The following is a 21,723-nucleotide window of genomic DNA, read 5'->3' as shown; positions in this document are numbered from 1 at the left end:
GATCAGGCTGCGCGCGCGGTTCGGGTTGGCGATGCTGAACTCAGGGTGAAGCAGGAGCGACTTGACGCGCTCGAAGACCTGGCCGTCGCGCTCCGGCGCCGTCGCCTGCAGCGAGAACCACTTGTCGAGCACGAGCGGCTCGTTGCTGAACATCGCGTAGAAGCGCTCCAGCGCCTGTCGCGCGAGCGGCGAGCCGCTGGCGAGCAGGGCCGACAGCGCGGCCTGGCGATCGGTCATGTTGGTGGCATCCTTGAAGCGCTGGTAGGCCCGGCCGGGCCAGACGGTCTCGCCGCGCTCGGCGGCGTCGATGCAGAGCATCGTCAGGGCGAGGCCGGCCAGCGCACGCCGACCGGCAGCGACGCCGCCCGGCGCGTAGCCGCCCGTCGCCTGGTGCGCCTCGTACGCCCATTCCCAGTCGGCACGGAGCTCGCGCGCCAGCGTGCGGCGCAGGCCCTCGCGCGCTGCGTGGATGCGCTGCGGGTCGACGCTGGCGAGCTGCTCGGCGATGTAGACCTCGCTCGGCAGCAGCAGCGCGAGCTCCTTGAACTGCGGATCGAGCCGGGGGTCGCGCAGCACGTCGCGCAAGGCGTCGATGTAGCCCGCGCCGAGGGCAGCACCGGCCTCGTCGCCACGCACCATGGCCAACAGACGCGACATGGCCAGGCGCTGCCCGGCTTCCCAGCGGTTGAAGGGATCGGCGTCGTGGCGCAGGAGGACGATCAGGTCGTCGTCGCCGAGGCCGTCGACCAGCGTCACGGGTGCCGAGAAGCCGCGCAGCAGCGAGAGCACCGGCGGCTGCTCGACGCCGACGAAGGTGTAGAACGTCCGCGCCTGCTCGAGCACGAGAACCCGCTCCGTCCGCGCCGCCGCCTCGGGCTCGTCCTCGAGGCGCACCGGCAGCGACTGGCCGTCGCGTCCCACGAGGCCGATCGCGAGCGGGATGACGAAGGGTTCCTGCCCCGCCGCGCCGGGGATCCGCGACGGCGACTGCTCGAGTCCCAGCGTGTAGGTGCGCGAGGGCGCGTCGTAGCGGCCGCGCGCCGTGACGCGCGGCGTGCCGGCCTGCGCGTACCAGCGCTTGAACTGCGGCAGCAGGCGCGCCAGCTCGCTCTGCGGGTTGGCGTCGGCGATGGCCTGCGCGAAGTCGTCGCAGGTCACGGCCTGGCCGTCGTGCCGCTCGAAGTAGAGGTGCATGCCGCGCGCGAAGCCGTCGCGGCCGACGAGCGTCTGCATCATGCGCACCACCTCGGCGCCCTTCTCGTAGATCGTGGCGGTGTAGAAGTTGTTGATCTCCACATAGCTGTCCGGCCGCACCGGGTGGGCCATGGGGCCCGCGTCCTCCGGGAACTGGACCTGGCGCAGGCCGCGGACGTCGTCGATGCGCTTGACTGCGCGCGCGCTCGGGCTGGCCGCCATGTCCATCGTGAACTCCTGGTCGCGGAAGACGGTGAGGCCCTCCTTCAGGCTCAGCTGGAACCAGTCGCGGCAGGTGATGCGGTTGCCGGTCCAGTTGTGGAAGTACTCGTGGCCGACCACCGACTCGATGCCCGCGTAGTCGTCGTCGGTTGCGGTGTTCGGGTTGGCCAGGACGTACTTGGTGTTGAACAGGTTGAGGCCCTTGTTCTCCATCGCGCCCATGTTGAAGTCGCCGACGGCGACGATCATGAAGCGCTCGAGATCGAGGGGCAGCCCGAAGCGGGCCTCGTCCCAGACGACCGAGGCGACCAGCGAGTTCATGGCGTGCTCGGTCTTGTCGAGGTCGCCGCGACGGACCCAGACCTGGAGCAGGTGGTCCTTGCCGCCTCGCGAGCGGATGTGCTGCTCGCGCGCGACCAGGTCGGCCGCGACGAGCGCGAAGAGGTAGCTCGGCTTGGGGAAAGGGTCGTGCCAGCGCGCGAAGTGGCGGCCGTTGCCAAGGTCGCCCTGCTCGACCAGGTTGCCGTTCGACAGCAGGACGGGGTAGGCGGCCTTGCTGGCCCGCATCGTCACCGTGTACTCGGCCATCACGTCCGGCCGATCCAGGAAGTAGGTGATGCGGCGGAAGCCCTCGGCCTCGCATTGCGTGAAGAAGCCGCCGCCAGAGGTGTAGAGGCCCGAGAGCTGGGTGTTCCTGTCGGGCGCGCAGGTGTTGCGGATCTCGAGCGTGAAGCGGCCCGCGGGGACGTTGTCGATGACCAGGAAGCCGCCCTCGTGGCGGAACGACACCGACTCGCCGTCGAGGAGGCAGCGCGTGAGCGTCAGCGCCTCGCCGTGCAGCCGGAGCGGCGCCGCCGCAACGTCGCTATTGCGCTCGAGCGTCATGCGGCTGGTCACGAGCGTCTTGGCCGGGTCGAGGTCGAAGCTCAGGTCGACCGAGCGGATCCAGTAGGGCGGGGCCGCGTAGTCCTCGCGGCGGATCAGGGGGGCGGTGCCTTCGCGCATGGGCGTGTCTCCGGCGGGTCGGTTGCGGTGGTGCTCGGAAGCGTCAAACGCCTTGCTTCAGGCTCGCCTCGATGAAGGGGTCGAGGTCGCCGTCGAGCACCTTCTGCGTGTTGCTGATCTCGACGTTCGTGCGCAGGTCCTTGATGCGGCTCTGGTCGAGCACGTAGCTGCGGATCTGGTGGCCCCAGCCGACGTCGGTCTTGGTTTCCTCGAGCTTCTGCTGGGCCGCCATGCGGATCCGCATCTCGTGCTCGTAGAGGCGCGAGCGCAGCATCTGCCAGGCCTCGTCGCGGTTGCGGTGCTGCGAGCGGTCGTTCTGGCACTGCACGACGATGTTGGTCGGAATGTGCGTGAGGCGCACCGCGGAGTCGGTCTTGTTGATGTGCTGTCCGCCGGCGCCGGAGGCGCGAAAGGTGTCGGTCCGCACGTCGGCCGGGTTGATGTCGATCTCGATCGAGTCGTCGACCTCCGGATAGACGAAGAGGCTGGCGAAGCTCGTGTGGCGGCCGCCGGCGGAGTCGAACGGGCTCTTGCGCACCAGCCGGTGCACGCCGGTCTCGGTGCGCAGCAGGCCGAACGCGTAGTCGCCCTCGACCTTGATCGTCGCGCTGCGGATGCCGGCGACGTCGCCCTCGGTCTCTTCCATGACCTCGGTCTTGAAGCCTTTCCTCTCGCAGTACTTCAGGTACTGGCGCAGCAGCATGGCAGCCCAGTCGCAGGCTTCGGTGCCGCCGGCGCCGGCCTGGATGTCGATGAAGCAGTTGCCCGCGTCGAGCGGGTTGTTGAACATGCGCCGGAACTCGAGCTCGGCGATCGAGCTCTCCAGCCGCGCCGCATCGGCTTCGATCGCAAGCAGGCCGTCGAAGTCGGCGTCCGCCTTCGACATCTCGTAGAGCTCGCTGTTGTCGGAGAGGTTCGCGGTCAGATGGTCGATGGTGCCGACCACCGTCTCGAGCATGCGCTTTTCGCGGCCGAGCTCCTGGGCCCGCTTCGGCTCGTTCCAGACGTTCGGGTTCTCGAGCGCCGCGTTGACCTCGTTCAGTCGGAGTGCTTTGCGATCGTAGTCAAAGATACCCCCGAAGATCCGTGGTCCGACGGGTCAGGTCGGCCAGCCGGTTGCCGATGGCATTGATGTGTTCGACGTCCATGTGCGCTCTCTCAGGAAGGGCGCGATTCTGACAGGAACGCCTCGAGCAGCGCCGCGATGTCCTCGGGCCGGTCGTGGTGGAGCATGTGCCCGGCCGGCGAAACGACATGGCGGCGCACGTCGCGGACGACGTCGAGCCGCTCGTGGAACTCGGCCTTCGAGTAGCGGTCGCCCCACCAGATGCTGATGTCGGTGCGATCGCCCTCGATCCACAGCACCGGCGCGGTGATCCGCTTCCAGGCCTCGAGCCACTCGTCGACCTGCGCGACGAGCGGGCTGGCCCGCTTGTGGTCGGGGTCGGCGAGGAGGCGCCGGCTGCCGTCGCTGCCGTGCGGCCCGGACCACTGCGCGGCGAGCCAGGCGGCGCGGTCGGCGCGCAGCAGCGGGTTGGTCTTGCGCAGCCGCGCGGCGACGGCTTCGAGGCTCGGGTAGGGACGCAGCTGCTCCGCCGTCTTCAGCGAGTCCAGCCACCTGGCGATGCGCACGGGGGAGTCGGCCGGCTTCGATCGCGGCATGCCGAAGCCCTCGAGGTTGACCAGGCGACGGATGCGCTCGGGCCGGACCCCGGCATAGAGCATGGCGACGTTGCCGCCCATGCTGTGGCCGAGCAGGTCTACCGCCGCGTGTCCCGCACCGAAGACCGCGTCGAGCACCGCCTCGAGGTCGCCCAGGTACTCGGGAAAGAAATAGGTGTCGGCCTCGGGCGTGTCGGTCAGGCCGAAGCCGCGCCAGTCGAGGGCGAGGACGTGGCGGTCCTCGGCGAAGGCATCGACGACGAACTGGAACGAGGCAGCGACGTCCATCCAGCCGTGCAGCATCACGAGGGGCGTGCGGGCGGGGCCGCCGGCAGCGGCGTCGCCCCACTCGAGCAGGTGATGGCGCAGGCCGCGGGCATCGACGAAGCGGCTGCGCGCGGGGCGCTTCGGAACGTACGGTTCAAGGCTCATGCCGTCACTGTAAGGCGCAGCCCCGATGCCAGAATCGCGCCATGCCCGAAGCCTCGTCCCTCCCTCCCGATCACGCCGTCCGCGCCGCCGAGCCGCGCGATGTCGGTGCCATCGTCCGCCTGATCCGCGCCCTGGCCGAATTCGAGGAGCTCACCCATCTCCTGCGGGTGACGCCGGAGACTCTCGCGCCCCACCTCTTCGGCCCGCGGCCGGCCGCGGAGGCGCTGGTCGCCGAGCGCGATGGCCAGGTCATCGGCTTCGCCCTCTTCTTCACCAATTTCTCCACCTTCCTGGCCCAGCCCGGCCTCTACCTCGAGGACCTGTTCGTCGAGCCGGCCGAGCGCGGCCGCGGCGTCGGGCAGTCTCTGCTCGAGCACCTGGCGAGGCTCGCGGTGGCGCGCGGCTGCGGCCGCTTCGAGTGGAGCGTGCTCGACTGGAACGTCAACGCGATCCGCTTCTACGAGCGCATGGGCGCGACCGTCATGCCCGACTGGCGAATCTGCCGCGTGACCGGTGCGGCGCTCGAGAAGTTCGGGGCCGGAAAGGCCCAGGGTGCCTGAGCCCGTCGACCGCTACGCCGAGCTGCACGCCGGCTTTCGCTGGCATGTTCCGGCCCGCTTCAACATCGCCGAGGTCTGCTGCACGCGCTGGGCGCGCCGGACGCCGCAGGCCGTGGCGATCCGCTTCGAGCACGAGAACGGCGAGCGACGCGACTTCACCTACGCCGAGCTCGACCGCGACGCCGACCGCCTGGCCTCGGCCCTGCGCCGGCGCGGCGTGCGGCGCGGCGACCGCGTCGCCATCGTCCTGCCGCAGCGCTTCGAGACGGCGGTCGCGCACATCGCGCTCTACCGCCTCGGCGCCATCGCGATGCCACTGTCCTTCCTGTTCGGACCCGAGGCGCTCGAGTACCGGATCAACGACAGCGAGGCGACGCTGGCCATCGTCGACGAGAACGGGATCGACAACGTGCTCGCGGCGCGCGCGCTGTGTCCGAAGCTCGGAACGATCGTCGCGGTCGGGGCGGCCGAGGGGCGGGGCGACCTCGACTGGCGCGCCATGCTCGGCGCCGAACCACAGGCGCGATTCCAGGCGGAGCGCACGTCTTCCGCCGATCCGGCCGTGCTCATCTACACCAGCGGCACGACCGGGCCGCCGAAGGGCGCGCTGCTGCCGCACCGGGCCCTGATCGGCAACCTGTCGGGCTTCGTCGCCAGCCAGAACTGGTTCGGCTTTTCTGGTCAGGCCCTTTCCCTTGAGGGAAAGGGAGCGGGTAAGGGTGGGCGTCCTGTCGGGCTCGCCCGGTCTGCGGGGGACCGGAACACGGCAGTGTTCTGGTCCCCCGCAGACTGGGCCTGGGCCGGCGGGCTCATCGACTCGCTGTGGCCGACGCTCTACTTCGGCCGCGAGATCGTCGCCTACCAGGGCCGCTTCGTGCCGGAGAAGGCGTTCGCGCTGATCGAGCGGCACGGCGTCACGCATACTTTCCTGTTCCCGACGGCGCTGAAGGCGATGATGAAGGCGGTGCCGGCGCCGCGCACCCGATATCGGCTGCAGCTGCAGGCCATCATGAGCGCCGGCGAGGCGGTGGGCGACGCGGTCTTCGCCTACTGCCGCGACCAGCTCGGCGTCGTTCCCAACGAGATGTTCGGCCAGACCGAGGTGAACTACATCGTCGGCAATTGCGCGCTGCACTGGCCGGCCCGGCCGGGAAGCATGGGCCGGGCCTACCCCGGGCACCGCATCGCTGTCATCGACGACGCCGGCAACGAGTGCCCGCGCGGCACGCCGGGCGACGTCGCCCTGCATTCGCGCGATGTGCACGGCGACCCCGACCCGGTGTTCTTCCTCGGCTACTGGCGGCGCGACGACGCCACGCGGGCCAAGTTCACCGGCGATCCGGGCGACAGCTGGTGCCGCACCGGGGACACCGCGACCATGGACGAGGACGGCTACCTCTGGTACCAGGGCCGCAGCGACGACGTCTTCAAGGCCGCCGGCTACCGGATCGGACCGAGCGAGATCGAGAACTGCCTCGTCAAGCACGAGGCGGTCGCCAACGCCGCCGTCGTCCCCAAGCCGGACGCGGAGCGCGGGGCGCTGGTCAAGGCCTTCGTCGTGCTGGCCCCCGGCCATGTCGCGTCGGTGCAGCTCGAGCGCGAGCTGCAGGCACACGTGCGCGGCAAGCTGGCTCCCTACGAGTACCCGAAGGAGATCGAGTTCATCGACGCCATGCCGATGACGACGACGGGCAAGGTGCAGCGGCGCGTGCTGCGCCTGCGCGAGGAAGAAAAGGCGAGGGCGCCGCGGTCGGCCTGACCGGCGGCGCCCTCGTGGAGCGAAAGAGCGGGTCCTTCGCTTCGCTCAGGGTGAATTAGCCCGCCGCGGCCGGCTACTTCACCTGGCCGCGCAGCTCGCCCCCCGGATTCGCCGCGGTGTGCAGGTTGATGTACCAGAGGCCGGCCTTCACGTCGGCCAGCTGGGCCGGCGTGAGGGTGGCGGTGCCGGTGATGGGGCTGGCCAGGCCGCCGGTGAGCGGCAGGACGACGCCGGCGTTCGCGCCCGGCGCGGCCGGGCCGTGGAAGTGGCCGGCGGTGACCGGACCCGTCGTGCCCGAGTACGTGATCGTCCACTTGAGGACGTTGCCGTCGAGGTCGACCCGGCCCATGCCGGTGCCCGGGCTGGTGTTCGGCGGCACCTCGTTGCGCCCCGACAGCGGGATGTTCATCGTGCTGCCGCTCATGCCGCCGCCCGACGTGGACGAAGACCCCATGTTGCCGCAGCCCGTGGCGGCGAGCGTCCCGGCGGCGAGAAGGGTGGCAAGGGCGAGGCGTCGAGCGATCATGGTGTTCTCCGGCAGTGGATGTAGGAGCGCAGGCGCACGATGCGCTGGCGCTGGGCTGGGCGGCGATGATAGAGCGTTCACCGCACCGACGCCTCCATGAAGACACGCGAGCTCTATGCCATTGCCCGCCGGGCCGTCGCCGCCTGGGCCGACGACTACGCGCCCAGCATGGGCGCCGCGCTCGCGTACTACACCCTGTTCTCGATCGCGCCGCTGCTGCTCATCGTCGTCTCCGTCGCCGGCCTGGTCTTCGGCGAGGACGCGGCGCGCGGACAGGTCGTCGCCGAGCTCCGCGGGTTCATGGGCGAGGCCGGCGCCACGGCGATCCAGAGCCTGCTGCAGAACGTCAACAAGCCGGCCGAAGGCGTGCTCGCCACCCTCGTCGGCGTGGTCACCCTGCTCGTCGGCGCCATGACCGTCTTCGGCGAGCTGCAGGACGCGCTCGACCGCATCTGGCGGGCGCCGGCGCGGGCCCGCGCGTCGGGGCTGTGGTCGCTGGTGCGCACCCGCCTGCTCTCGTTCGGGATGGTGCTCGGCCTCGGTTTCCTGCTGACCGTGTCGCTGGTGGCGAGCGCCGCCGTCGGCGCCGTCAGCAAGTACACCGTGGCCGGCTTCGCGCTCTGGCCGGTCGTCGTCGAGGTGCTGAACTTCGTGCTCAGCTTCGCCCTCGTCACGGTGACCTTCGCGATGATCTACAAGATCATTCCGCGCGTGCGCATCGCATGGCGCGACGTCTGGGTGGGTGCGGTGGCGACGGCGCTGCTGTTCACCATCGGCAAGTTCCTGATCGGCCTCTACATCGGCCGCAGCAGCTTCGCCTCGGGCTTTGGCGCGGCCGGCTCCCTGGTCGTGGTCCTGCTGTGGATGTACTACTCGGCGCAGATCTTCCTGCTCGGCGCCGAGTTCACCTGGGTCTATGCGCACGTGCTCGGCTCGTGCCGGGCGGCGCCGGAGCCGGCCGCAGCGCCCGAGAACCCGACCCGCTCGGCCGCGGCCCTGGAGGTCGACCTCTCCAACCCCGTCGCGCGTTCGCGCGCCTCCATCGCCGCGGCGCTGCAGCGCGCCCGCGACCGCCGCTGACATCGCAGCGCGGCTGCGCGCGCCGAGGCTCTCAGCTGCCGGGCCCGTTCTCGAGGAGCTTGAGCCGCTGCACCTTGCCGGACGGGCCGCGCGGCAGGCCGGCGACGAAGCGGATCACCTTCGGCACCTTGTAGCGGCCGAGGCGCTCCAGGCAGAAGTCGCGCAACTCGTCCTCGGTGCAGGCGCTGCCGGGACGCAGGACCACGCAGGCCATGATCTCCTGGCCGTAGTGGCGGTCCGGGATGCCGACGGCCGCGGCCTCGCGGACCGCCGGGTGGGCGATCAGCACGTCGTCGATCTCGCGCGGCGCGATGTTCTCGCCACCCTTGATGATCAGCTCCTTGATGCGGCCGGTGACGAAGAAGAAGCCGTCGCCGTCGCGGTGGCCGAGATCGCCGGTGCGCAGCCAGCCGTCGGGCGTGAAGCTGGCGGCGGTGGCCTCCGGGTTCTTGGAGTAACCGCGCATGACGTGCGGGCCGCGGATGACGATCTCGCCGGTCGTGCCGTCCGCCACCGGCTCGAGCGCCGCGTCGACGACGCGCGCCTCGCCGCCGGAGGCACGGCCGACCGAGCCGATCCTGCGCCGGGCCGGATCGAGCGGGTTCGAGAACGCCGGCGCCGCGGTCTCGGTCAGGCCCATGGTCTCGACGATGCCGATCCCGAACTTGGCCTCGAAGGCGCGGTGCTGCTCGGGAGGCAGGGCCGCCGACGCCGACCGGCAGAAGCGGATCCGCGCCAGGCTCGCGCGCGGCGGCGCGTCGCCCTCGATCAGGTAGGAAATGATCGTTGGCACGACGTTGAGCCAGGTGCACCTGCAAACGACCGCCTGGCGCCAGAACTGCGCCGCCGAAAAGCGCGGCGCGACGACGAGGCTGCCGCCGTGCGCGAGTGGCGCCAGCATCGTCACCACGAAGGCGTTGATGTGATAGAGCGGCAGCACGGCCAGGACGCGGTCGGCGGGCCCAAGGCCGTGCTCGACGCCGATCGCCTCGGCGTTGGCGGCCAGGCTGGCGTGCGTCAGCATCACTCCCTTGGGCACGCCGGTCGTGCCGGACGTGTACATGAGCAGGGCCGTGGCCGACCGGTCCGGCGCCCCGCTCGCCGCGTCGTCCGCCGCGCTGCCGATGAAGGCCGGGCCGTCGGGCGCAGCGACGACGACCTGGATCGGCCGGGCCATCTCTGCCGCTATCGTCCGCACGTGCTCCTCCCACTCGGGAGCGACGAAGACCAGCGTGCAGTCGGAGTGGTCGAGCACGTAGCGCATCTGCTCCGGCTGGGCGAGCAGGTTGACCGGGTTGACGCAGACGCCGGCGTGCATCGCGCCGAGCAGCAGCCGCAGCGTCTGCAGGCCGTTCGGCATCACGAAGGAGACCGTGTCGCCGGGCGCGACGCCGCGGGCGCGGAGCCATGCCCCGACATCGCGGCACGAGCGGCGCAGCTCGGCAAAGGAGAGCGCCGCGCCGCCGTCCGCGCTCTCGGCGTAGGTGGCCTCGGGATGCCGTTCGGCGGCGCGCTCGACGAGCGCATGCACCGAGCTCGCCGGCAGCGTCATGCCTTGCCGTACTGGCCGAAGTAGGCGCCGAAGATCCCGTCCTCGCTCGGGATCCGTTCCGGGATCGGCCGCGACACCCGCGTGATGTTGAGGTAGTGCCGGTAGTTCATGTTGTCGGAAAAGTTGTTCCGGCCCCAGGTGCCGCAGCCCATCGACAGCGAGAACGGCAGCCCGTTGTCGAAGCTGCCGCCGGTGGCGATGGCGTGCGCTTGGTTGACGATGACCCGGGCCACCGGCAGGCGCAGGCCGAGCTCGAGCGCGCGCTCCTCGCGGGCCGTGTTCAGGCCGACCGAGTGGCCCGCGCCCTGGTAGGCATAGATGCGCTCGACCAGCGCCGCCGCCGCCCCGAAGTCGGGCACGGTGTAGAGCGCCAGCACCGGCGACAGCTTCTCGCCCGAGTACGGATGCTCGTCGCCGACCCCGCTCTCGTCGACGAGGAGGACGCGCGGCTGCCGCTCGGCGATCGCGGCCCAGGCGTTGCGCGCGCCCGGGTCGATCGCGGCGGCACGGCGGGCGATCTCCGCCGCGCTCTGGCCGATCACGGCGGGCGAAAGCTTGCCGTCGTGCCACATCAAGCCGGCGAGCGCATCCTTGCGCCCGCCATCGAGCAGCACCGCGCCGCCCGACTCGAGGGCCGCGATCAGCGCCGCGCGGACGGATTCCACCACCACCAGGCTGTTCTCCGACGAGCAGCTGGTCGCGTTGTCGAAGCTCTTCGAGCGCAGGATGCGCTCGGCCGCCGCACTCACGTCGGCGGTCTCGTCGACGATGCCGGCGACGTTGCCGGCGCCGACGCCGAACGCCGGCGTGCCGCTGGCGTAGGCGGCGCGCACGTTGGCTTGCGAGCCGGTGGCGACGACGAGGTCCGAGAGGCGCATCAGTTCGGCCGTCGACTGCTTGGTGACGGGCGCCGGCAGCAGCTGGACGAGTCCCTCCGGCGCGCCGACCCGGGCCAGCTGCGCGTCGATGAACTCGACCAGCCGCGCGCAGGTGCTCCAGCCCTTCGGAGACGGCGCGACGACGACGGCGTTGCGGCCCTTCAGCGCGTTGATGATCTTGTTGGCCGGCGTCGCCGCCGGGTTGGTCGACGGCGTGATGGCGCAGACCACGCCGACCGGGCGGGCGATTTCGACGATGCCCCTGGCTGCGTCCTCGGCGATGACGCCGACCGACTTCGCGCCGTGCAGGTCGCGCAGCAGGCCGAAGGTCTTGCGCTGGTTCTTGCGGACCTTGTCCTCGACGTTGCCGATGCCGGTCGCCTCGACCGCGAGCTCGGCGAGCGCCCGGTTGCGGCCAGGCTCGACGATGGCCCAGCCGGCCGCCGCGACCGCCGCGTCGACGCGCTCCTGCGGCCAGCGCTCGAAGGACCGTTGCGCCGCGCGGGCGCGGGCGACGAGGCGGGCGACGGCGGGGTCGGCGTCCATGGCTACTCCGGCTTGATGTTGGCGTCCTTGACGAGCTTGCCCCAGCGCGCGAGCTCCGCGTCGACCGTCTTGCCGAGCGCCTCGGGCGTGCCGCCGACGCCTTCGCTGCCCTGGGCGAGAAGCTTCTCCTTGATGTCGGGCTGCTGGACGACGGTGTTGAGCGCCTTGTTGAGCTTCTCGATGATCGGCTTCGGCGTCTTCGCCGGCACGAACATGGCGTACCAGGAGTCGACCTCGAAGTCGGCCACGCCGGCCTCCTGCATCGTCGGCACGTCGGGGAAGGCGGCGCTGCGCTTGGTCGTCGACACGGCCAGCGCCTTCAGCTTGCCGGTCTTGACGAACTGCGCCGCCGCCGGGATCGAGACCCAGAGCAGCGGCACCTGGCCGCCCATGACGTCGGTAACGGCCGGGCCGCCGCCGCGGTACGGCACGTGGGTGAGCTGGGTGCCGGTGCGCAGCTTGTAGAGCTCGCCGGCAAGGTGGCCCGGCGAGCCATTGCCCACGGACGCGAACGAGAGGGTGCCCGGCTTGGCCCTGGCGATCGCCGTCAGCTCCGCCACGTTGTTGGCCGGGAACTGCAGGTTGGCGACCAGGATCTGCGGCAGCGAGGCGACGGTGCCGATCGGCTCGAAGTCCTTGACGGTGTTGAACGGCAGCTTCGGATAGATCGCCGGGTTGATGGTGTGCGAACTGAGCGTGAAGAGAACGGTGTAGCCGTCGGGCGCCGCCTTTGCGGCGAGGTCGCTGCCCAGCGAGCCGGCGGCGCCGCCGCGGTTTTCGATGACGATCGGCTGGCCGAGCGTCTGCTGGAATTTCTCCTGGACGATGCGGGCGATGACGTCGGTGCCGCCGCCGGGCGGGTAGGGGACGATGAAGCGGATCGGCTTGTCGGGGTAGGCGGCCTGCGCCTGCACGGCCAGGGGCGCGAGGCAGGCGCCGGCGAGCGCCAGCAGGGCGGCGCGGCGGGAAGAGAGAAGGGTCATCGTTGTCTCCGGGTCGTTGTTCGAGGCTGCAAGGGAACGCTTCCGCCGGTGCGAAAGCCGAGGCGGGTACTGGCGTCTCCGGCGCAGGCGAGGAGCTTGTCGGCCAGGGCCCTGGCCTGGGCCCGGCCGAAGCGGATCGACGGCACGCTCATGCCCACCGCGAGGACCGGCTCGCCGCGGGCGTTGAAGAGCGGCGCGCCGAGGCCGCAGACGCCGAGCCGCCATTCCTCGCGGTTCTCGGCATAGCCGCGCAGCTGCGTGCGCTCGAGCTCGGCAGCGAGCACGTCGAAGTGGACGATGCTGTTCGGCGTGTGCGCTTCGAGCTTGCCGAGGCGCGATTCGAGCGCGACGCGGTCGAGGCGGGCGGCTGCGAGCAGGGCCTTGCCCGATGCCACGCAGGCTGCCGGCGCGCGGCCGCCGATGCGCGAGTAGGCGGCCACGGGCAACGGGCTGTCGAACTTGTCGAGGTAGACGATCTCGGCGCCGTCGAGCGTGGCCAGGTGGATCGTCTCGCCGGTGTCGACCGAGAGCCGGGCCAGCAGCGGCCGGACGATCGTCGTCGCGTTGCTGGCCGCGCCGACCAGGGCGCCCAGCTCGAACAGGCGCAGGCTCGGCCGGTAGGCGCTGGAGGCGGCGTCCTGCTCCGCCCAGCCGCGCTCGACGAGCGTCTGCAGCGTCCGGTGCGCGTTGCTGCGGGCGATGCCGAAGGCACGAGAGACGTCGACGACGCGACAGTCGCGTTGTTCGCGGGCCAGCCACTCGAGCACGTCGAGGCCCTTGGCGAGAGTGGAGTCCATCGAGCGGCGGTGGTCGTTCCAGTATTAGGAACAGAGTTCGAGCATGTGGAACTTTAGGCGTGGCGGTCCGGCGTGTCAACGGTACTCCACCCGAGCCGGCGTCCCCGGGCCGCCGCTGTCCGCCGAGCCCGACCCCGCCTACCCGCTCGACGGCGTCTCGCTGCGCGGGGTCCTCTTCGACGCGGCGCACCCGTTCGACTATCTCTTCGACCTCTGCGCCGACGAACGCGAGCGCGCCAACCTGGCGCGGCGCGAGCCGGCGCGGCTGGCGTCGATGCGCCGACTGGGAGGCCTGGAACGAGAGCATGCCGGCGATCCCCTGCCGACGCGACGGTCAGCCTCGGTTACGGCGCCGCGGACATGCCGCAGCGCTAGCCCGTCGCATGAAGCCGGATCCGGTTCACCGCATCGGGGCGCGCCGCCCGTTAGCGAGCTCCTGCCGCTCGGCCGCTTCGAGGTGCTGACGCTGCGCGACGCGTACCACGGCATGCACTTCACGGCGATGGCGGCGACCGGGATCGGCGCCGCGCGGCAGCCGCTGCCGCCGGCGCCGGGCTTCGTCGACGTCATCGCGCTGCATCCCTACCGCGACCCCTTCGGCGCCGAGGCCGCCCCTTACCTCGCCGAGCTGACGCGCGCCATCGGCAGCGGCACCTCGGGCGAGCCGGCGGCGATGATCGTCGAGCCGACGCAGGGCTACGGCGGCATCGTCGAGATGCCGCCGGGCTACCTTGCCGGGGCCGCCGAGCGCGTCCGCGCGGCCGGCGGCCTCGCGTCGGCGTGCGACGAGGCCCTCACCGGCCTCGGTCCGGCCGAGCTCGGCCGGCAGCGCGACGACCCGGCGCCGTGCGCGGCCGACGCACGGAGCCGGCTCAGCCGGCGGCGACCATCTCGCCCAGGTAGCTGTCGGCGAAGTCGGTCTCGATCTCGATCCAGAGCGGCGAGTGGTCGGACATCTGCCAGGTCCGCCACTTCAGGTAGAGCGCCTCCGGCGTCGTGGCCTTGCCCGCCGTGCCCTGCTCGGGGTCCTTCTTCGGCACGTGGCCAGCGTAGATGGCCCGGTCCTCGGCGTTGTCGCGGAACACGTCGGCGAACAGGTCGACCATGCCGCCGCCGACGACCTTGAAGCGCTTGTCCTTCACCCGCACGGCGATCTGGTCGTAGAAGTGCGAACCGTCGCGGCGGACCGTGCGTCCGTCGATCGCCGCCGGCACGGTGAAGCCCTCGCTCTTCAGCGCCGCCATCGTCCTGTGCTCCGGGCTCACGACGTTGAAGTCGCCGAGCAGGATGTAGTTCTCGACTTCGCCGCTGCTGTCCTTTTCCTGCTGGCTCGCGTTGTCCTGCCGGTCGGCGAAGAAGTGGACCAGCCTCTCGATCTCGGCGATGCGCCGCTTCAGCGCCGCGCCCGACGCCGCCCCGTAGTAGATGTGGACGGTGCACAGGCTGAAGCGGAACCAGCCGGACTGGAAGGCGACGAGGAACGGACTGCGCGCAAACTGCTGCTTCGCCTCGGCGGGGCTGGCCGGCAACGGCGCGGCCGTCGCGGTGGGTCCGCCGTCGGGCTTCGGCTGGTACTTGGGCGGCTTGACGCTCTTCGGAGACACGACGAGCTGGCCCTCGGGCAGGACGATCTCGCCGGCGATCCTGCGGAACCAGACCTTCTCGGTGTTGTAGATGAAGGCCATACGCTCGCCGTTGCCGCCGGAGCCTTCGGTGGTGTCGGTGGCGATCCAGTCCCACTCGCGGCCGAGGATGCGCATCAGCGTCTCTAGCGCGCGCAGGTCGCGGCTCACCTCCTGCAGCGCGACGAGGTCGAAGCAGGCGATCATCTCCGCGAGGTAGTAGAAGGTCTCGGGGCGGCGCGGCCCGAAGCCGAACCTGTTCGAGTCGAAGTCGCGGATGTTCCAGGTCGCCAGGAGCAGCGACGAGTCGCTGCGGCGCTTGCGCAGCGGCGCGAGCCTTTCCCGCATCGCCAGCAGCCTCTCCGCGCAGCGCGGTGCGGCGCCTTTTTCCCTGGCCATCGCGCGGCGCAGGCCTGCGTACTGGTTCGACATGGGCTGTTTCCTTCGCGCCGCGGGTCGGTTGCGCGCCCGTCAGTGTTCCTGCGCGACGATGCGCCGGCAGTGCCCGAACGCCGCGGCGACCAGGTTCGTGTTCGCCTCGGGCGTGCGAAATGCCGAGTGCGCGGACAGGGTGACGTTGTCCAGCGTCGTCAGCACATGGCCGGGCGGCAGCGGCTCGATCTCGAAGACGTCGAGACCGGCGTGGCTGATCCGGCCGGAGCGCAGCGCCTCGACCATCGCCGCCTCGTCGACGAGGGCGCCGCGCGCCGTGTTGACGAGGAGCGCGCCCGGCCGCATCGAGGCGATGCGCTCCCGCGACAGGAAGCCGCGCGTCTGCGCGTCGAGCAGCAGGTGCAGCGAGACCGCGTCGCTCTCGGCGAGGAGCCGCCCGACGGCGACGAACTCGACGCCGGCGCAGGCGCGCGCCGTCCGGTTCCAAGCCAGCACCTTCATGCCGATGCCGTTGGCGAGCCGCGCCATCTCGGCGCCGATGCCGCCGAAGCCGATCAACCCGAGCGTCTTGCCGGTGAGCTGGACGCCTTCGGTGCGCAGCCATCGGCCGGCGCGCATCGCGCCGTCCATGCGCGCCACCCCCTTGGCCGCAGCGAAGAGGAGCCCCATCGCGCACTCGGCGACGGCGGTGTCGCCGTAGCCCTTGATGACGTGCACGCCGATGCCGAGGCCGGCGAGCGCTTCCGGATCCATGTAGCTGCGCGCGCCGGTGCCGAGGAAGACGACGTGGCGCAGCCCGGTGCAGCGTCGCGCGATGTCGAGCGGCAGCGCGGTGTGGTCGATGACCGCGATCTGGGCGCCGCCGAGCGCCTCGGGCAGTTCCTCGGGCCGGATGTCGGCGCGACCGAAGGCGATGGCCAGCCTGGCATCGGCGGGCTCGTGAAGCTCCCGCGCGACGCTCTCGAGGGCGGGGGTGGCGTCGACGAAGACGGCTCGCATGCGATCCATTCTGACCGCTCGGCCGGTGACCGGCCGCTGCCTACGCAGGCTCTAGCGCCGGTGCCGGCCGGCCAGCATGTCCAGGACCTCGCGGCAGGCCGCGTTGCCGGCGCCGCCGGCGAGGTCGAGCACCAGGCTGCGGCCGTACCAGGCGCTGAGATCGAGGCCGACGCCGATGGCGCAGATCTCGATCCGGCCCTGCTGCTCGTGCCGGCGCACGACCTCGCCCAGGTGCTGGTCGAGGTAGTGCGCGTCGTTGGCCAGCGCCGTGGCGCTGTCCATCGGCGAGCCGTCGGAGACGACGACGAGGATGCGGCGCGATTCCGGCCGCGCCAGCAGCCGGGCGCAGGCCCACTCGACCGCTTCGCCGTCGATGCCCTCGCGGAACAGGTCGGCCTTGAGCAGCGCGGCGATGCCCGGGCGGGCCCGCCGCCAGCCGAGCTCGAACGGCTTGAAGACGATGTGGCTGCGCTCGTTGAGGCGGCCCGGCGCCGCCGGCCGGCCGGCGCGGACCCAGTCGCGCTGGGCCCGGCCGCCGTTCCAGGCCTCGGTCGTGAAGCCGAGGATCTCGCCGGCGGCGCCGGCCTGCTCGAGCGCGCGCGCGAAGACGTCGAGCAGCACCGCGACGTCGTCGATGTGCGCCTTCATCGAGCCCGAGCAGTCGACGAGGAAGGCGAGGGCGCAGTCGGCGACCGGCTCGACGCGCTCGCTGCGGAAGAGCCGCCGCTCGGTCGGCGAGGCGACGAGCCGGGCGAGGCGGCGGCCGTCGATGCGGCCTTCCTCCTTGCCGTCGTCCCAGCCGTCCACCGCGGGCACGGCCAGCAGGGCGCGCAGTTCGCGCGCGAGCCGGGTCCCGTGGATGCCGCGCTCGGCGATGCGACGGTCGAGGCGCTCCCGGTACTCATCGAGCACGGCGCGACGGGCCAGCGTCGTGGCCATGTGCTCGCGGTCATAGGCCGTGGTGAAGACGCGGTAGCCGGCGGCGGCCTCGCCGAGGACGCGGCTGGTGCCGGAGACGGCGATCGCGAAGCGCTCGTTGGCGTCGCCCTCGTGTTCGAGGATGAGGCCGAACACCGAGCGCGCCGCGTCGAGGTCGGCGTCGCGCCCGTCCGGGTCCTGGCCCGGCTCGGCGCCCTCCGCCTTCAGCATGGCGCCGATCAGCCGGGCGATCACCAGGGCGTGCTGCGCGTAGGCGGCCTGGTCGGCGCGCTCGCGGCGCAGCCCGGCCAGGCCCTGGCCGAGCGCGGGCGCGAGCGCGGCGCGCGTCGCTTCCAGCAGGTCCTCGGTGTCCTCGAGCACCGGATCGCCGGTGACGCGGGCGCGGCAGACCTGCGCCACGGTGTAGACGAGCAGGCCGCGCGCGGTGTCGGCGAGGCCGGCCCGGTGGTAGCCGGCCGACCAGGCCTCGTGGCGATGGCGCAGGTTGCGCCGGACGCCCGGCCACGCCGGTGGCACGAGCGCCTCGACGCGGTACTGCTCGAGCAGGTCGAAGATCGATCGTTCGACCGCGTCGGCCGGCGCCAGCGCCGCATGCAGGGCGGCGTCGGAGAGGGACAGGCGCAGGGCCAGGCCGTCGGCGGCGCCGCGGAACGAGGCGAAGTCGTCGCGCTCGAGGTCGGGGTGCAGGTGCGGCGCGTAGAGCGGCAGGGCGCGCCGGCCGCGGTGCAGGCGCCGGCCGCGGAAGTGCAGGTCGGCCTCGCCGGCGACGGCGCGGATCGATGCGGCGCAGAGCTCCTCGACCTGCTGCTGGCGCCGGGCGCGGGCCTGGACCGAGGCGCCCGGCGCGTCCACCGGACCGGCGCGAGCGGCCGGATCCGCGAACGGACCCGAGGCGCCGCCCGAGGTCACCTGCCGACGGCCTGGCCGTCGCGGCGGTGGTCGGAGCCCGCGGCGTAGACCGGTTCGTCGCCGCCGACCAGGTCGGCGTCGAGGCGCACCGCGATCTGGGCGCTGCCGAAGTCGAGGTTGTCCGTCGGCATGACGCGCGGCCGGTGCCCCATCGCGACGAGTCCGTCGACGACCGACGCCGGAACCGCGGGCTCGACGATCAGGGCGCCGGTGTCGTCGATGCGCCAGCGCGGCGCGTCGGCGCAGGCCTGCGGATCGAGGCCCTCGACGACGCGGCGCAGGACCATCTGGGCGTGTCCCTGCGCCTGCATGTTGCCGCCCATCACGCCGAAGGCCATCGCCGGTTTGCCGGCCTTCGTCATGAACGCGGGAATGATGCTGTGCAGCGGCCGCTTGCCGCCGCCGACCTCGTTCGGGTGGCCGGGCGTGGTGACGAAGCCGAAGCCGCGGTTGTGCATCGCGATGCCGGTCCCGGGGACGACGACGCCCGATCCGAAGCCCTTGTAGTTGGACTGGATGTACGAAACCATCCGCCCCTCCGCGTCGGCCGTGCACAGGTAGACGGTGCCGCCCGATGCCGGCTGCCCGGCGCCGTGCGTGCCGGCGCGCTGCGGATCGATGCCCTTCGCGCGCTGGCGCAGGTAGCCACGGTCGAGCAGCTGCGCAGGCGTGGCGCGCATGTGCGCCGGGTCGGCGACGTGCGCGTGCAGGTCGGCGAAGGCCATGCGCATGGCCTCGATCTCGAGGTGCATGCGTGCCGCGCTTCCCGGTGCCGTGTCGGCGTAGGGCAGCTCCTCGAGCAGGCCGAGCGCCATCAGGGCGGCGATGCCTTGCCCGTTCGGCGGAATCTCGTGCACCGTGTGGCTGCGAAAGCCGACCTCGATCGGCTCGACCCAGTCGCAGCGGTGCTCGCGCAGGTCCGCGGCGGACAGAGCGCCGCCGTGCGTGCCGGAGAAGCGGACCATGGCCTCGGCCAGCCGCCCTTCGTAGAAGCTGGCGCCCCGCGTGCGGGCGATGTCCTCGAGCGTGCGCGCCTGGTCGGCGAAGCGCCACAGCTCGCCGGCGCGCGGCGTGCGGCCGTTCGGCATGAAGGCCTCGAAGCCGGGCTGGTCGTGCAGCTGCTTCGACTGGTCGAACCACTGCCGGGCGATGACCGGGCTGACCGGGAAGCCGTCGCGCGCATGGCGGATCGCGTCGGCGAAGAGGTCCGCGAAGGGCAGCTTGCCGTAGCGCTCCGAAAGCGCCACCCACGCCGACACCGCGCCGGGCACGGTGACGCTGTCCCAGCCGAGCGTCGGCATCTGCGCCTGGCCGGCGAAGCGCTTCGGGGTCCAGGCCGCCGGTGCCCTGCCGGACGCGTTCAGGCCTTGCAGCGAGCCGTTTTCCCAGACCAGGGCGAAGGCGTCGCCGCCGATGCCGTTCATCGTCGGCTCGACGACGGTGAGCGTGATCGCCGCCGCGAGCGCGGCGTCGACGGCGTTGCCGCCGCGCGCGAAGGCGCCGGCGCCGGCCTGCGAGGCGAGCGGCTGCGAGGTCGCGACGACGTTGCGGGCGAGGACCGGCTGGCGGCCGGAGCGGTGCGAATAGTGGCCGTTCATGCTTCGATGCCCGTGCTCAGATCTTGATGTTGGCAGCCTTGACGACGGCGCCCCACTTCTGGATCTCGGCCGCGGTCACCTCGGAAAGGCGGCGCGCCGGCCCGTAGGCGACGACGTAGCCCTGCTGGACGAGGAGCGCGCCGAGCTCGGGATCGGCGAGCACCTTCACCATCTCCTCGTTGAGGCGGGCGGTGGCCGCGGCCGGCGTTCCCTTGGGCACGAACAGGCCGAACCAGTTGTCCGCGTCGTAGCCGGCGACGCCGCCTTCGGCGACCGTGGGGAGGTCGGGGATCGCCGGCACGCGCTGGCTCGCCGCGACGGCGAGCGAGCGGAGCTTGCCCGCCTTCACGTGGACCATCGACGCGGCGATGCTGTCGAACATGAACGAGACGCTGCCGGCGAGCAGGTCGGGCAGCGCCTGCGAGCTGCCCTTGTACGGCACGTGCACGGCGGTGGCGCCGATCCGCTGCAGCAGCATCTCGGACTCGAGGTGCGACAGCGTGCCGTTGCCCTGCGACGCGTAGTTCACCTTGCCGTCGTTCGCCTTCAGCCAGGCGACGAACTCGGCCAGGTTCTTGGCCGGCACCGAGGGATGGACGTTGAGCACGTGCGGCGCGTTGGCGAGCAGCGAGACCGGCTCGAAGTCGCGGCCGATGTCGCCGCGCGTCGTTCCGTACAGGTGGCCGGCGATCACCTGGTTGGTGAGGGCCGAGAGGAACAGGTTGTAGCCGTCGGCCGTGGCCTTGGCCCCCGCCTCGACGCCGATCACGCCGCCCGCGCCGGGACGGTTCTCGACGTTGACCTGCTGGCCGAGCCGCGCGCCGAGGCGCTGCGCGATGGCGCGGGCCAGGATGTCGGTGGCGCCGGCGGGCGGGAAGGCGATGATCATGTTGAGCGGCTTGGCCGGGTAGGCCTGCGCCTGAACCAGGCCCGTCCAGCCGAGCGGAACGAGCCCGGCCGCGGCCCAGGCCAGGGCCCTGCGGCGCGACGGCGTCGCTGGCTCGCGGCGGTCGGAGGCGTCGTCGGAGCGGTCGCAAGAGGCGGAACGGGTCACGGCAGTCATGGGGTCCTCGGCAGGTCGAGCTCGCGGTCGAAGCAGCGCTGGAAGTACTCCGCCACGATGGGCCGCTCGGCATCGTCGCACTTGTTGACGAACGACAGGCGAAACGCCAGGTCGAAGTCCCTGAAGATGCCGAGGTTCTCGGCCCAGGCGATGACGGTGCGAGGCGACATCAGCGTCGACAGGTCGCCCGCGGCGAAGCCCTTGCGCGTGAGCGCCGCGACCGCGACCATGCGGCCGGCCAGCTCGTGCCCGGCGGCGTCGGCCAAGGCCGGCACGCGCGCCTGCACGATCGCGATCTCTTCGTCGGCCGGCAGGTAGTTCAGCGCGGCGACGATGTTCCAGCGGTCGATCTGCGCGTGGTTGAGGCGCTGCGCGCCGTGGTACAGGCCGTTCAGGTTGCCCAGGCCGATCGTGTTGGCGGTAGCGAAGAGGCGGAAGAACGGGTGCGGCGTGAGGACGCGGCTCTGGTCCATGAGGGTCAGCTTGCCGCCTTCCTCTAGGACGCGCTGCAGCACGAACATCACGTCGGGGCGGCCGGCGTCGTACTCGTCGAAGACGAGCGCCACCGGGCGCTGCAGCGACCACGGCAGGATGCCTTCCTGGAACTCGGTGACCTGCAGTCCGTCGCGCAGCACGATGGCGTCGCGGCCGATGAGGTCGAGCCGGCTCAGGTGGCCGTCGAGGTTGACGCGCACGCAGGGCCAGTTCAGGCGCGCCGCGACCTGCTCGACATGCGTCGACTTGCCGCTGCCGTGCAGGCCCTGGACCAGGACGCGGCGGTTCTGCGCGAAGCCTGCGAGGAGGGCCAGGGTGACGTCGCGGTTGAAGCGGTAGGCGGAGTCGACGTCGGGCACATGCTCGTCGCGCTCGGCGAAGGCCGGGACGACGAGGTCGCTGTCGATGCCGAACAGCTCGCGCACGCCGACCCGACGCTCGGGCCGCAGCTCGGCCAGCGGGCGCACCATCAGGCGCGTGCCTTCGCGGCCGGTGCGCGCAACGCCGCG

Annotated in this window: 17 protein-coding genes and 1 pseudogene; 4 read left to right on the top strand and 14 right to left on the bottom strand. The window is 71.8% G+C overall.

The annotated features are described in order from the left end of the window. The 3 genes from pepN to AC30N0_RS03905 all read right to left on the bottom strand — a co-directional run. A partial coding sequence (gene pepN / locus AC30N0_RS03915; RefSeq protein WP_489516623.1) for an aminopeptidase N occupies positions 1 to 2,421 on the bottom strand: 2,421 nt, incomplete at its 3' end. A 43-nt stretch (positions 2,422 to 2,464) separates the two neighbouring features. Next, positions 2,465 to 3,569 (bottom strand): peptide chain release factor 2 gene (gene prfB, locus AC30N0_RS03910; RefSeq protein WP_489516622.1). Its coding sequence is split into 2 segments (ribosomal slippage): positions 2,465 to 3,487 and positions 3,489 to 3,569, totalling 1,104 coding nucleotides; the frame shifts between segments, so codons are not numbered across the junction. A gap of 10 nt (positions 3,570 to 3,579) precedes the next feature. After that, the gene (locus tag AC30N0_RS03905) at positions 3,580 to 4,515 is read right to left on the bottom strand and encodes an alpha/beta fold hydrolase (protein WP_489516621.1); all 936 of its coding nucleotides are present in this window, start codon (positions 4,513 to 4,515) and stop codon (positions 3,580 to 3,582) included. A gap of 41 nt (positions 4,516 to 4,556) precedes the next feature. On the opposite strand from AC30N0_RS03905, the gene AC30N0_RS03900 reads away from it, so the two are divergent. Both AC30N0_RS03900 and AC30N0_RS03895 read left to right on the top strand, forming a co-directional pair. Beyond that, a complete protein-coding gene (locus AC30N0_RS03900) occupies positions 4,557 to 5,075 on the top strand; it encodes a GNAT family N-acetyltransferase (RefSeq protein WP_489516620.1) in 519 nt (172 codons plus the stop codon). Then, positions 5,068 to 6,834 carry an acetate--CoA ligase gene (locus AC30N0_RS03895; protein WP_489516619.1) on the top strand — a complete coding sequence of 589 codons (1,767 nt, stop codon included), beginning with the start codon at positions 5,068 to 5,070 and terminating at the stop codon, positions 6,832 to 6,834. Before AC30N0_RS03900 ends, AC30N0_RS03895 begins: the two co-directional genes overlap by 8 nt. 73 nt (positions 6,835 to 6,907) lie before the next feature. Here AC30N0_RS03895 and AC30N0_RS03890 read toward each other — a convergent pair whose 3' ends face one another. Then, the gene (locus tag AC30N0_RS03890; RefSeq protein ID WP_489516618.1) at positions 6,908 to 7,360 is read right to left on the bottom strand and encodes a CHRD domain-containing protein; all 453 of its coding nucleotides are present in this window, start codon (positions 7,358 to 7,360) and stop codon (positions 6,908 to 6,910) included. Between the two features lie 96 nt (positions 7,361 to 7,456). Between AC30N0_RS03890 and AC30N0_RS03885 the strand changes: the two genes are divergently transcribed. Then, the gene (locus tag AC30N0_RS03885) at positions 7,457 to 8,440 is read left to right on the top strand and encodes a YihY/virulence factor BrkB family protein (protein ID WP_489516617.1); all 984 of its coding nucleotides are present in this window, start codon (positions 7,457 to 7,459) and stop codon (positions 8,438 to 8,440) included. 31 nt (positions 8,441 to 8,471) lie between these two features. Here the strand turns inward: AC30N0_RS03885 and AC30N0_RS03880 are convergent, their stop codons facing one another. Genes AC30N0_RS03880 through AC30N0_RS03865 form a run of 4 tightly spaced genes read right to left on the bottom strand, consistent with a single transcriptional unit; the run spans position 8,472 to position 13,196 of the window. Then, the gene (locus tag AC30N0_RS03880; protein WP_489516616.1) at positions 8,472 to 9,992 is read right to left on the bottom strand and encodes an AMP-binding protein; all 1,521 of its coding nucleotides are present in this window, start codon (positions 9,990 to 9,992) and stop codon (positions 8,472 to 8,474) included. Further along, on the bottom strand, positions 9,989 to 11,416 hold the full coding sequence (sauS, locus tag AC30N0_RS03875) for an acylating sulfoacetaldehyde dehydrogenase (protein ID WP_489516615.1): 1,428 nt from the start codon (positions 11,414 to 11,416) through the stop codon (positions 9,989 to 9,991). Before sauS ends, AC30N0_RS03880 begins: the two co-directional genes overlap by 4 nt. A 2-nt stretch (positions 11,417 to 11,418) precedes the next feature. Next, a complete protein-coding gene (locus AC30N0_RS03870) occupies positions 11,419 to 12,399 on the bottom strand; it encodes a tripartite tricarboxylate transporter substrate binding protein (RefSeq protein ID WP_489516614.1) in 981 nt (326 codons plus the stop codon). Then, the gene (locus AC30N0_RS03865; RefSeq protein WP_489516613.1) at positions 12,396 to 13,196 is read right to left on the bottom strand and encodes an IclR family transcriptional regulator; all 801 of its coding nucleotides are present in this window, start codon (positions 13,194 to 13,196) and stop codon (positions 12,396 to 12,398) included. The genes AC30N0_RS03870 and AC30N0_RS03865 overlap by 4 nt, the downstream gene beginning before the upstream one ends. Before the next feature lie 43 nt (positions 13,197 to 13,239). Here AC30N0_RS03865 and AC30N0_RS03860 point away from each other — a divergent pair. Next, a pseudogene (locus AC30N0_RS03860) lies at positions 13,240 to 13,944 on the top strand (aminotransferase class III-fold pyridoxal phosphate-dependent enzyme); the annotation flags it as partial. A 124-nt stretch (positions 13,945 to 14,068) separates the two neighbouring features. Here the strand turns inward: AC30N0_RS03860 and AC30N0_RS03855 are convergent. From AC30N0_RS03855 to AC30N0_RS03830, 6 genes are read right to left on the bottom strand one after another with little or no spacing between them, the layout of a single operon-like run. Beyond that, positions 14,069 to 15,250 (bottom strand): endonuclease/exonuclease/phosphatase family protein, encoded by a 1,182-nt coding sequence (locus AC30N0_RS03855; RefSeq protein WP_489516612.1) that lies wholly within the window; start codon positions 15,248 to 15,250, stop codon positions 14,069 to 14,071. A 39-nt stretch (positions 15,251 to 15,289) separates the two neighbouring features. Next, positions 15,290 to 16,210: an NAD(P)-dependent oxidoreductase gene (locus tag AC30N0_RS03850; protein WP_489516611.1), complete on the bottom strand. Its 921-nt coding sequence runs from the start codon at positions 16,208 to 16,210 to the stop codon at positions 15,290 to 15,292. Positions 16,211 to 16,261: 51 nt separating this feature from the next. Beyond that, positions 16,262 to 18,001 carry a cobaltochelatase CobT-related protein gene (locus AC30N0_RS03845; RefSeq protein ID WP_489516610.1) on the bottom strand — a complete coding sequence of 580 codons (1,740 nt, stop codon included), beginning with the start codon at positions 17,999 to 18,001 and terminating at the stop codon, positions 16,262 to 16,264. Positions 18,002 to 18,054: 53 nt separating this feature from the next. After that, positions 18,055 to 19,656, bottom strand: a complete 1,602-nt coding sequence (locus tag AC30N0_RS03840; protein ID WP_489516609.1) for a gamma-glutamyltransferase family protein — start codon at positions 19,654 to 19,656, stop codon at positions 18,055 to 18,057. A 16-nt stretch (positions 19,657 to 19,672) separates the two neighbouring features. Further along, positions 19,673 to 20,719 (bottom strand): Bug family tripartite tricarboxylate transporter substrate binding protein, encoded by a 1,047-nt coding sequence (locus AC30N0_RS03835; RefSeq protein ID WP_489516608.1) that lies wholly within the window; start codon positions 20,717 to 20,719, stop codon positions 19,673 to 19,675. Next, positions 20,716 to 21,684 carry an AAA family ATPase gene (locus AC30N0_RS03830; protein ID WP_489516624.1) on the bottom strand — a complete coding sequence of 323 codons (969 nt, stop codon included), beginning with the start codon at positions 21,682 to 21,684 and terminating at the stop codon, positions 20,716 to 20,718. Before AC30N0_RS03830 ends, AC30N0_RS03835 begins: the two co-directional genes overlap by 4 nt. Positions 21,685 to 21,723 lie beyond the last annotated feature (39 nt).

Source organism: Rhizobacter sp. (assembly GCF_031412495.1).
GTDB lineage: Bacteria > Pseudomonadota > Gammaproteobacteria > Burkholderiales > Burkholderiaceae_C > Schlegelella_A.
The sequence above is the reverse complement of the archived record's forward strand: the minus strand, read 5'-3'. Positions and strand labels throughout refer to the sequence as shown.

What these genes read in the sequence shown, in the direction of transcription:
- AC30N0_RS03900 (WP_489516620.1), top strand. Translation starts at nt 4,557, where the DNA reads ATGCCCGAAGCCTCGTCCCTCCCTCCCGATCACGCCGTCCGCGCCGCC.
- AC30N0_RS03870 (WP_489516614.1), bottom strand. Translation starts at nt 12,399, where the DNA reads ATGACCCTTCTCTCTTCCCGCCGCGCCGCCCTGCTGGCGCTCGCCGGC.
- AC30N0_RS03890 (WP_489516618.1), bottom strand. Translation starts at nt 7,360, where the DNA reads ATGATCGCTCGACGCCTCGCCCTTGCCACCCTTCTCGCCGCCGGGACG.
- AC30N0_RS03885 (WP_489516617.1), top strand. Translation starts at nt 7,457, where the DNA reads ATGAAGACACGCGAGCTCTATGCCATTGCCCGCCGGGCCGTCGCCGCC.
- AC30N0_RS03835 (WP_489516608.1), bottom strand. Translation starts at nt 20,719, where the DNA reads ATGACTGCCGTGACCCGTTCCGCCTCTTGCGACCGCTCCGACGACGCC.
- sauS (WP_489516615.1), bottom strand. Translation starts at nt 11,416, where the DNA reads ATGGACGCCGACCCCGCCGTCGCCCGCCTCGTCGCCCGCGCCCGCGCG.
- AC30N0_RS03855 (WP_489516612.1), bottom strand. Translation starts at nt 15,250, where the DNA reads ATGTCGAACCAGTACGCAGGCCTGCGCCGCGCGATGGCCAGGGAAAAA.
- AC30N0_RS03830 (WP_489516624.1), bottom strand. Translation starts at nt 21,684, where the DNA reads ATGGTGCGCCCGCTGGCCGAGCTGCGGCCCGAGCGTCGGGTCGGCGTG.
- AC30N0_RS03880 (WP_489516616.1), bottom strand. Translation starts at nt 9,992, where the DNA reads ATGACGCTGCCGGCGAGCTCGGTGCATGCGCTCGTCGAGCGCGCCGCC.
- AC30N0_RS03840 (WP_489516609.1), bottom strand. Translation starts at nt 19,656, where the DNA reads ATGAACGGCCACTATTCGCACCGCTCCGGCCGCCAGCCGGTCCTCGCC.
- AC30N0_RS03850 (WP_489516611.1), bottom strand. Translation starts at nt 16,210, where the DNA reads ATGCGAGCCGTCTTCGTCGACGCCACCCCCGCCCTCGAGAGCGTCGCG.
- AC30N0_RS03865 (WP_489516613.1), bottom strand. Translation starts at nt 13,196, where the DNA reads ATGGACTCCACTCTCGCCAAGGGCCTCGACGTGCTCGAGTGGCTGGCC.
- AC30N0_RS03905 (WP_489516621.1), bottom strand. Translation starts at nt 4,515, where the DNA reads ATGAGCCTTGAACCGTACGTTCCGAAGCGCCCCGCGCGCAGCCGCTTC.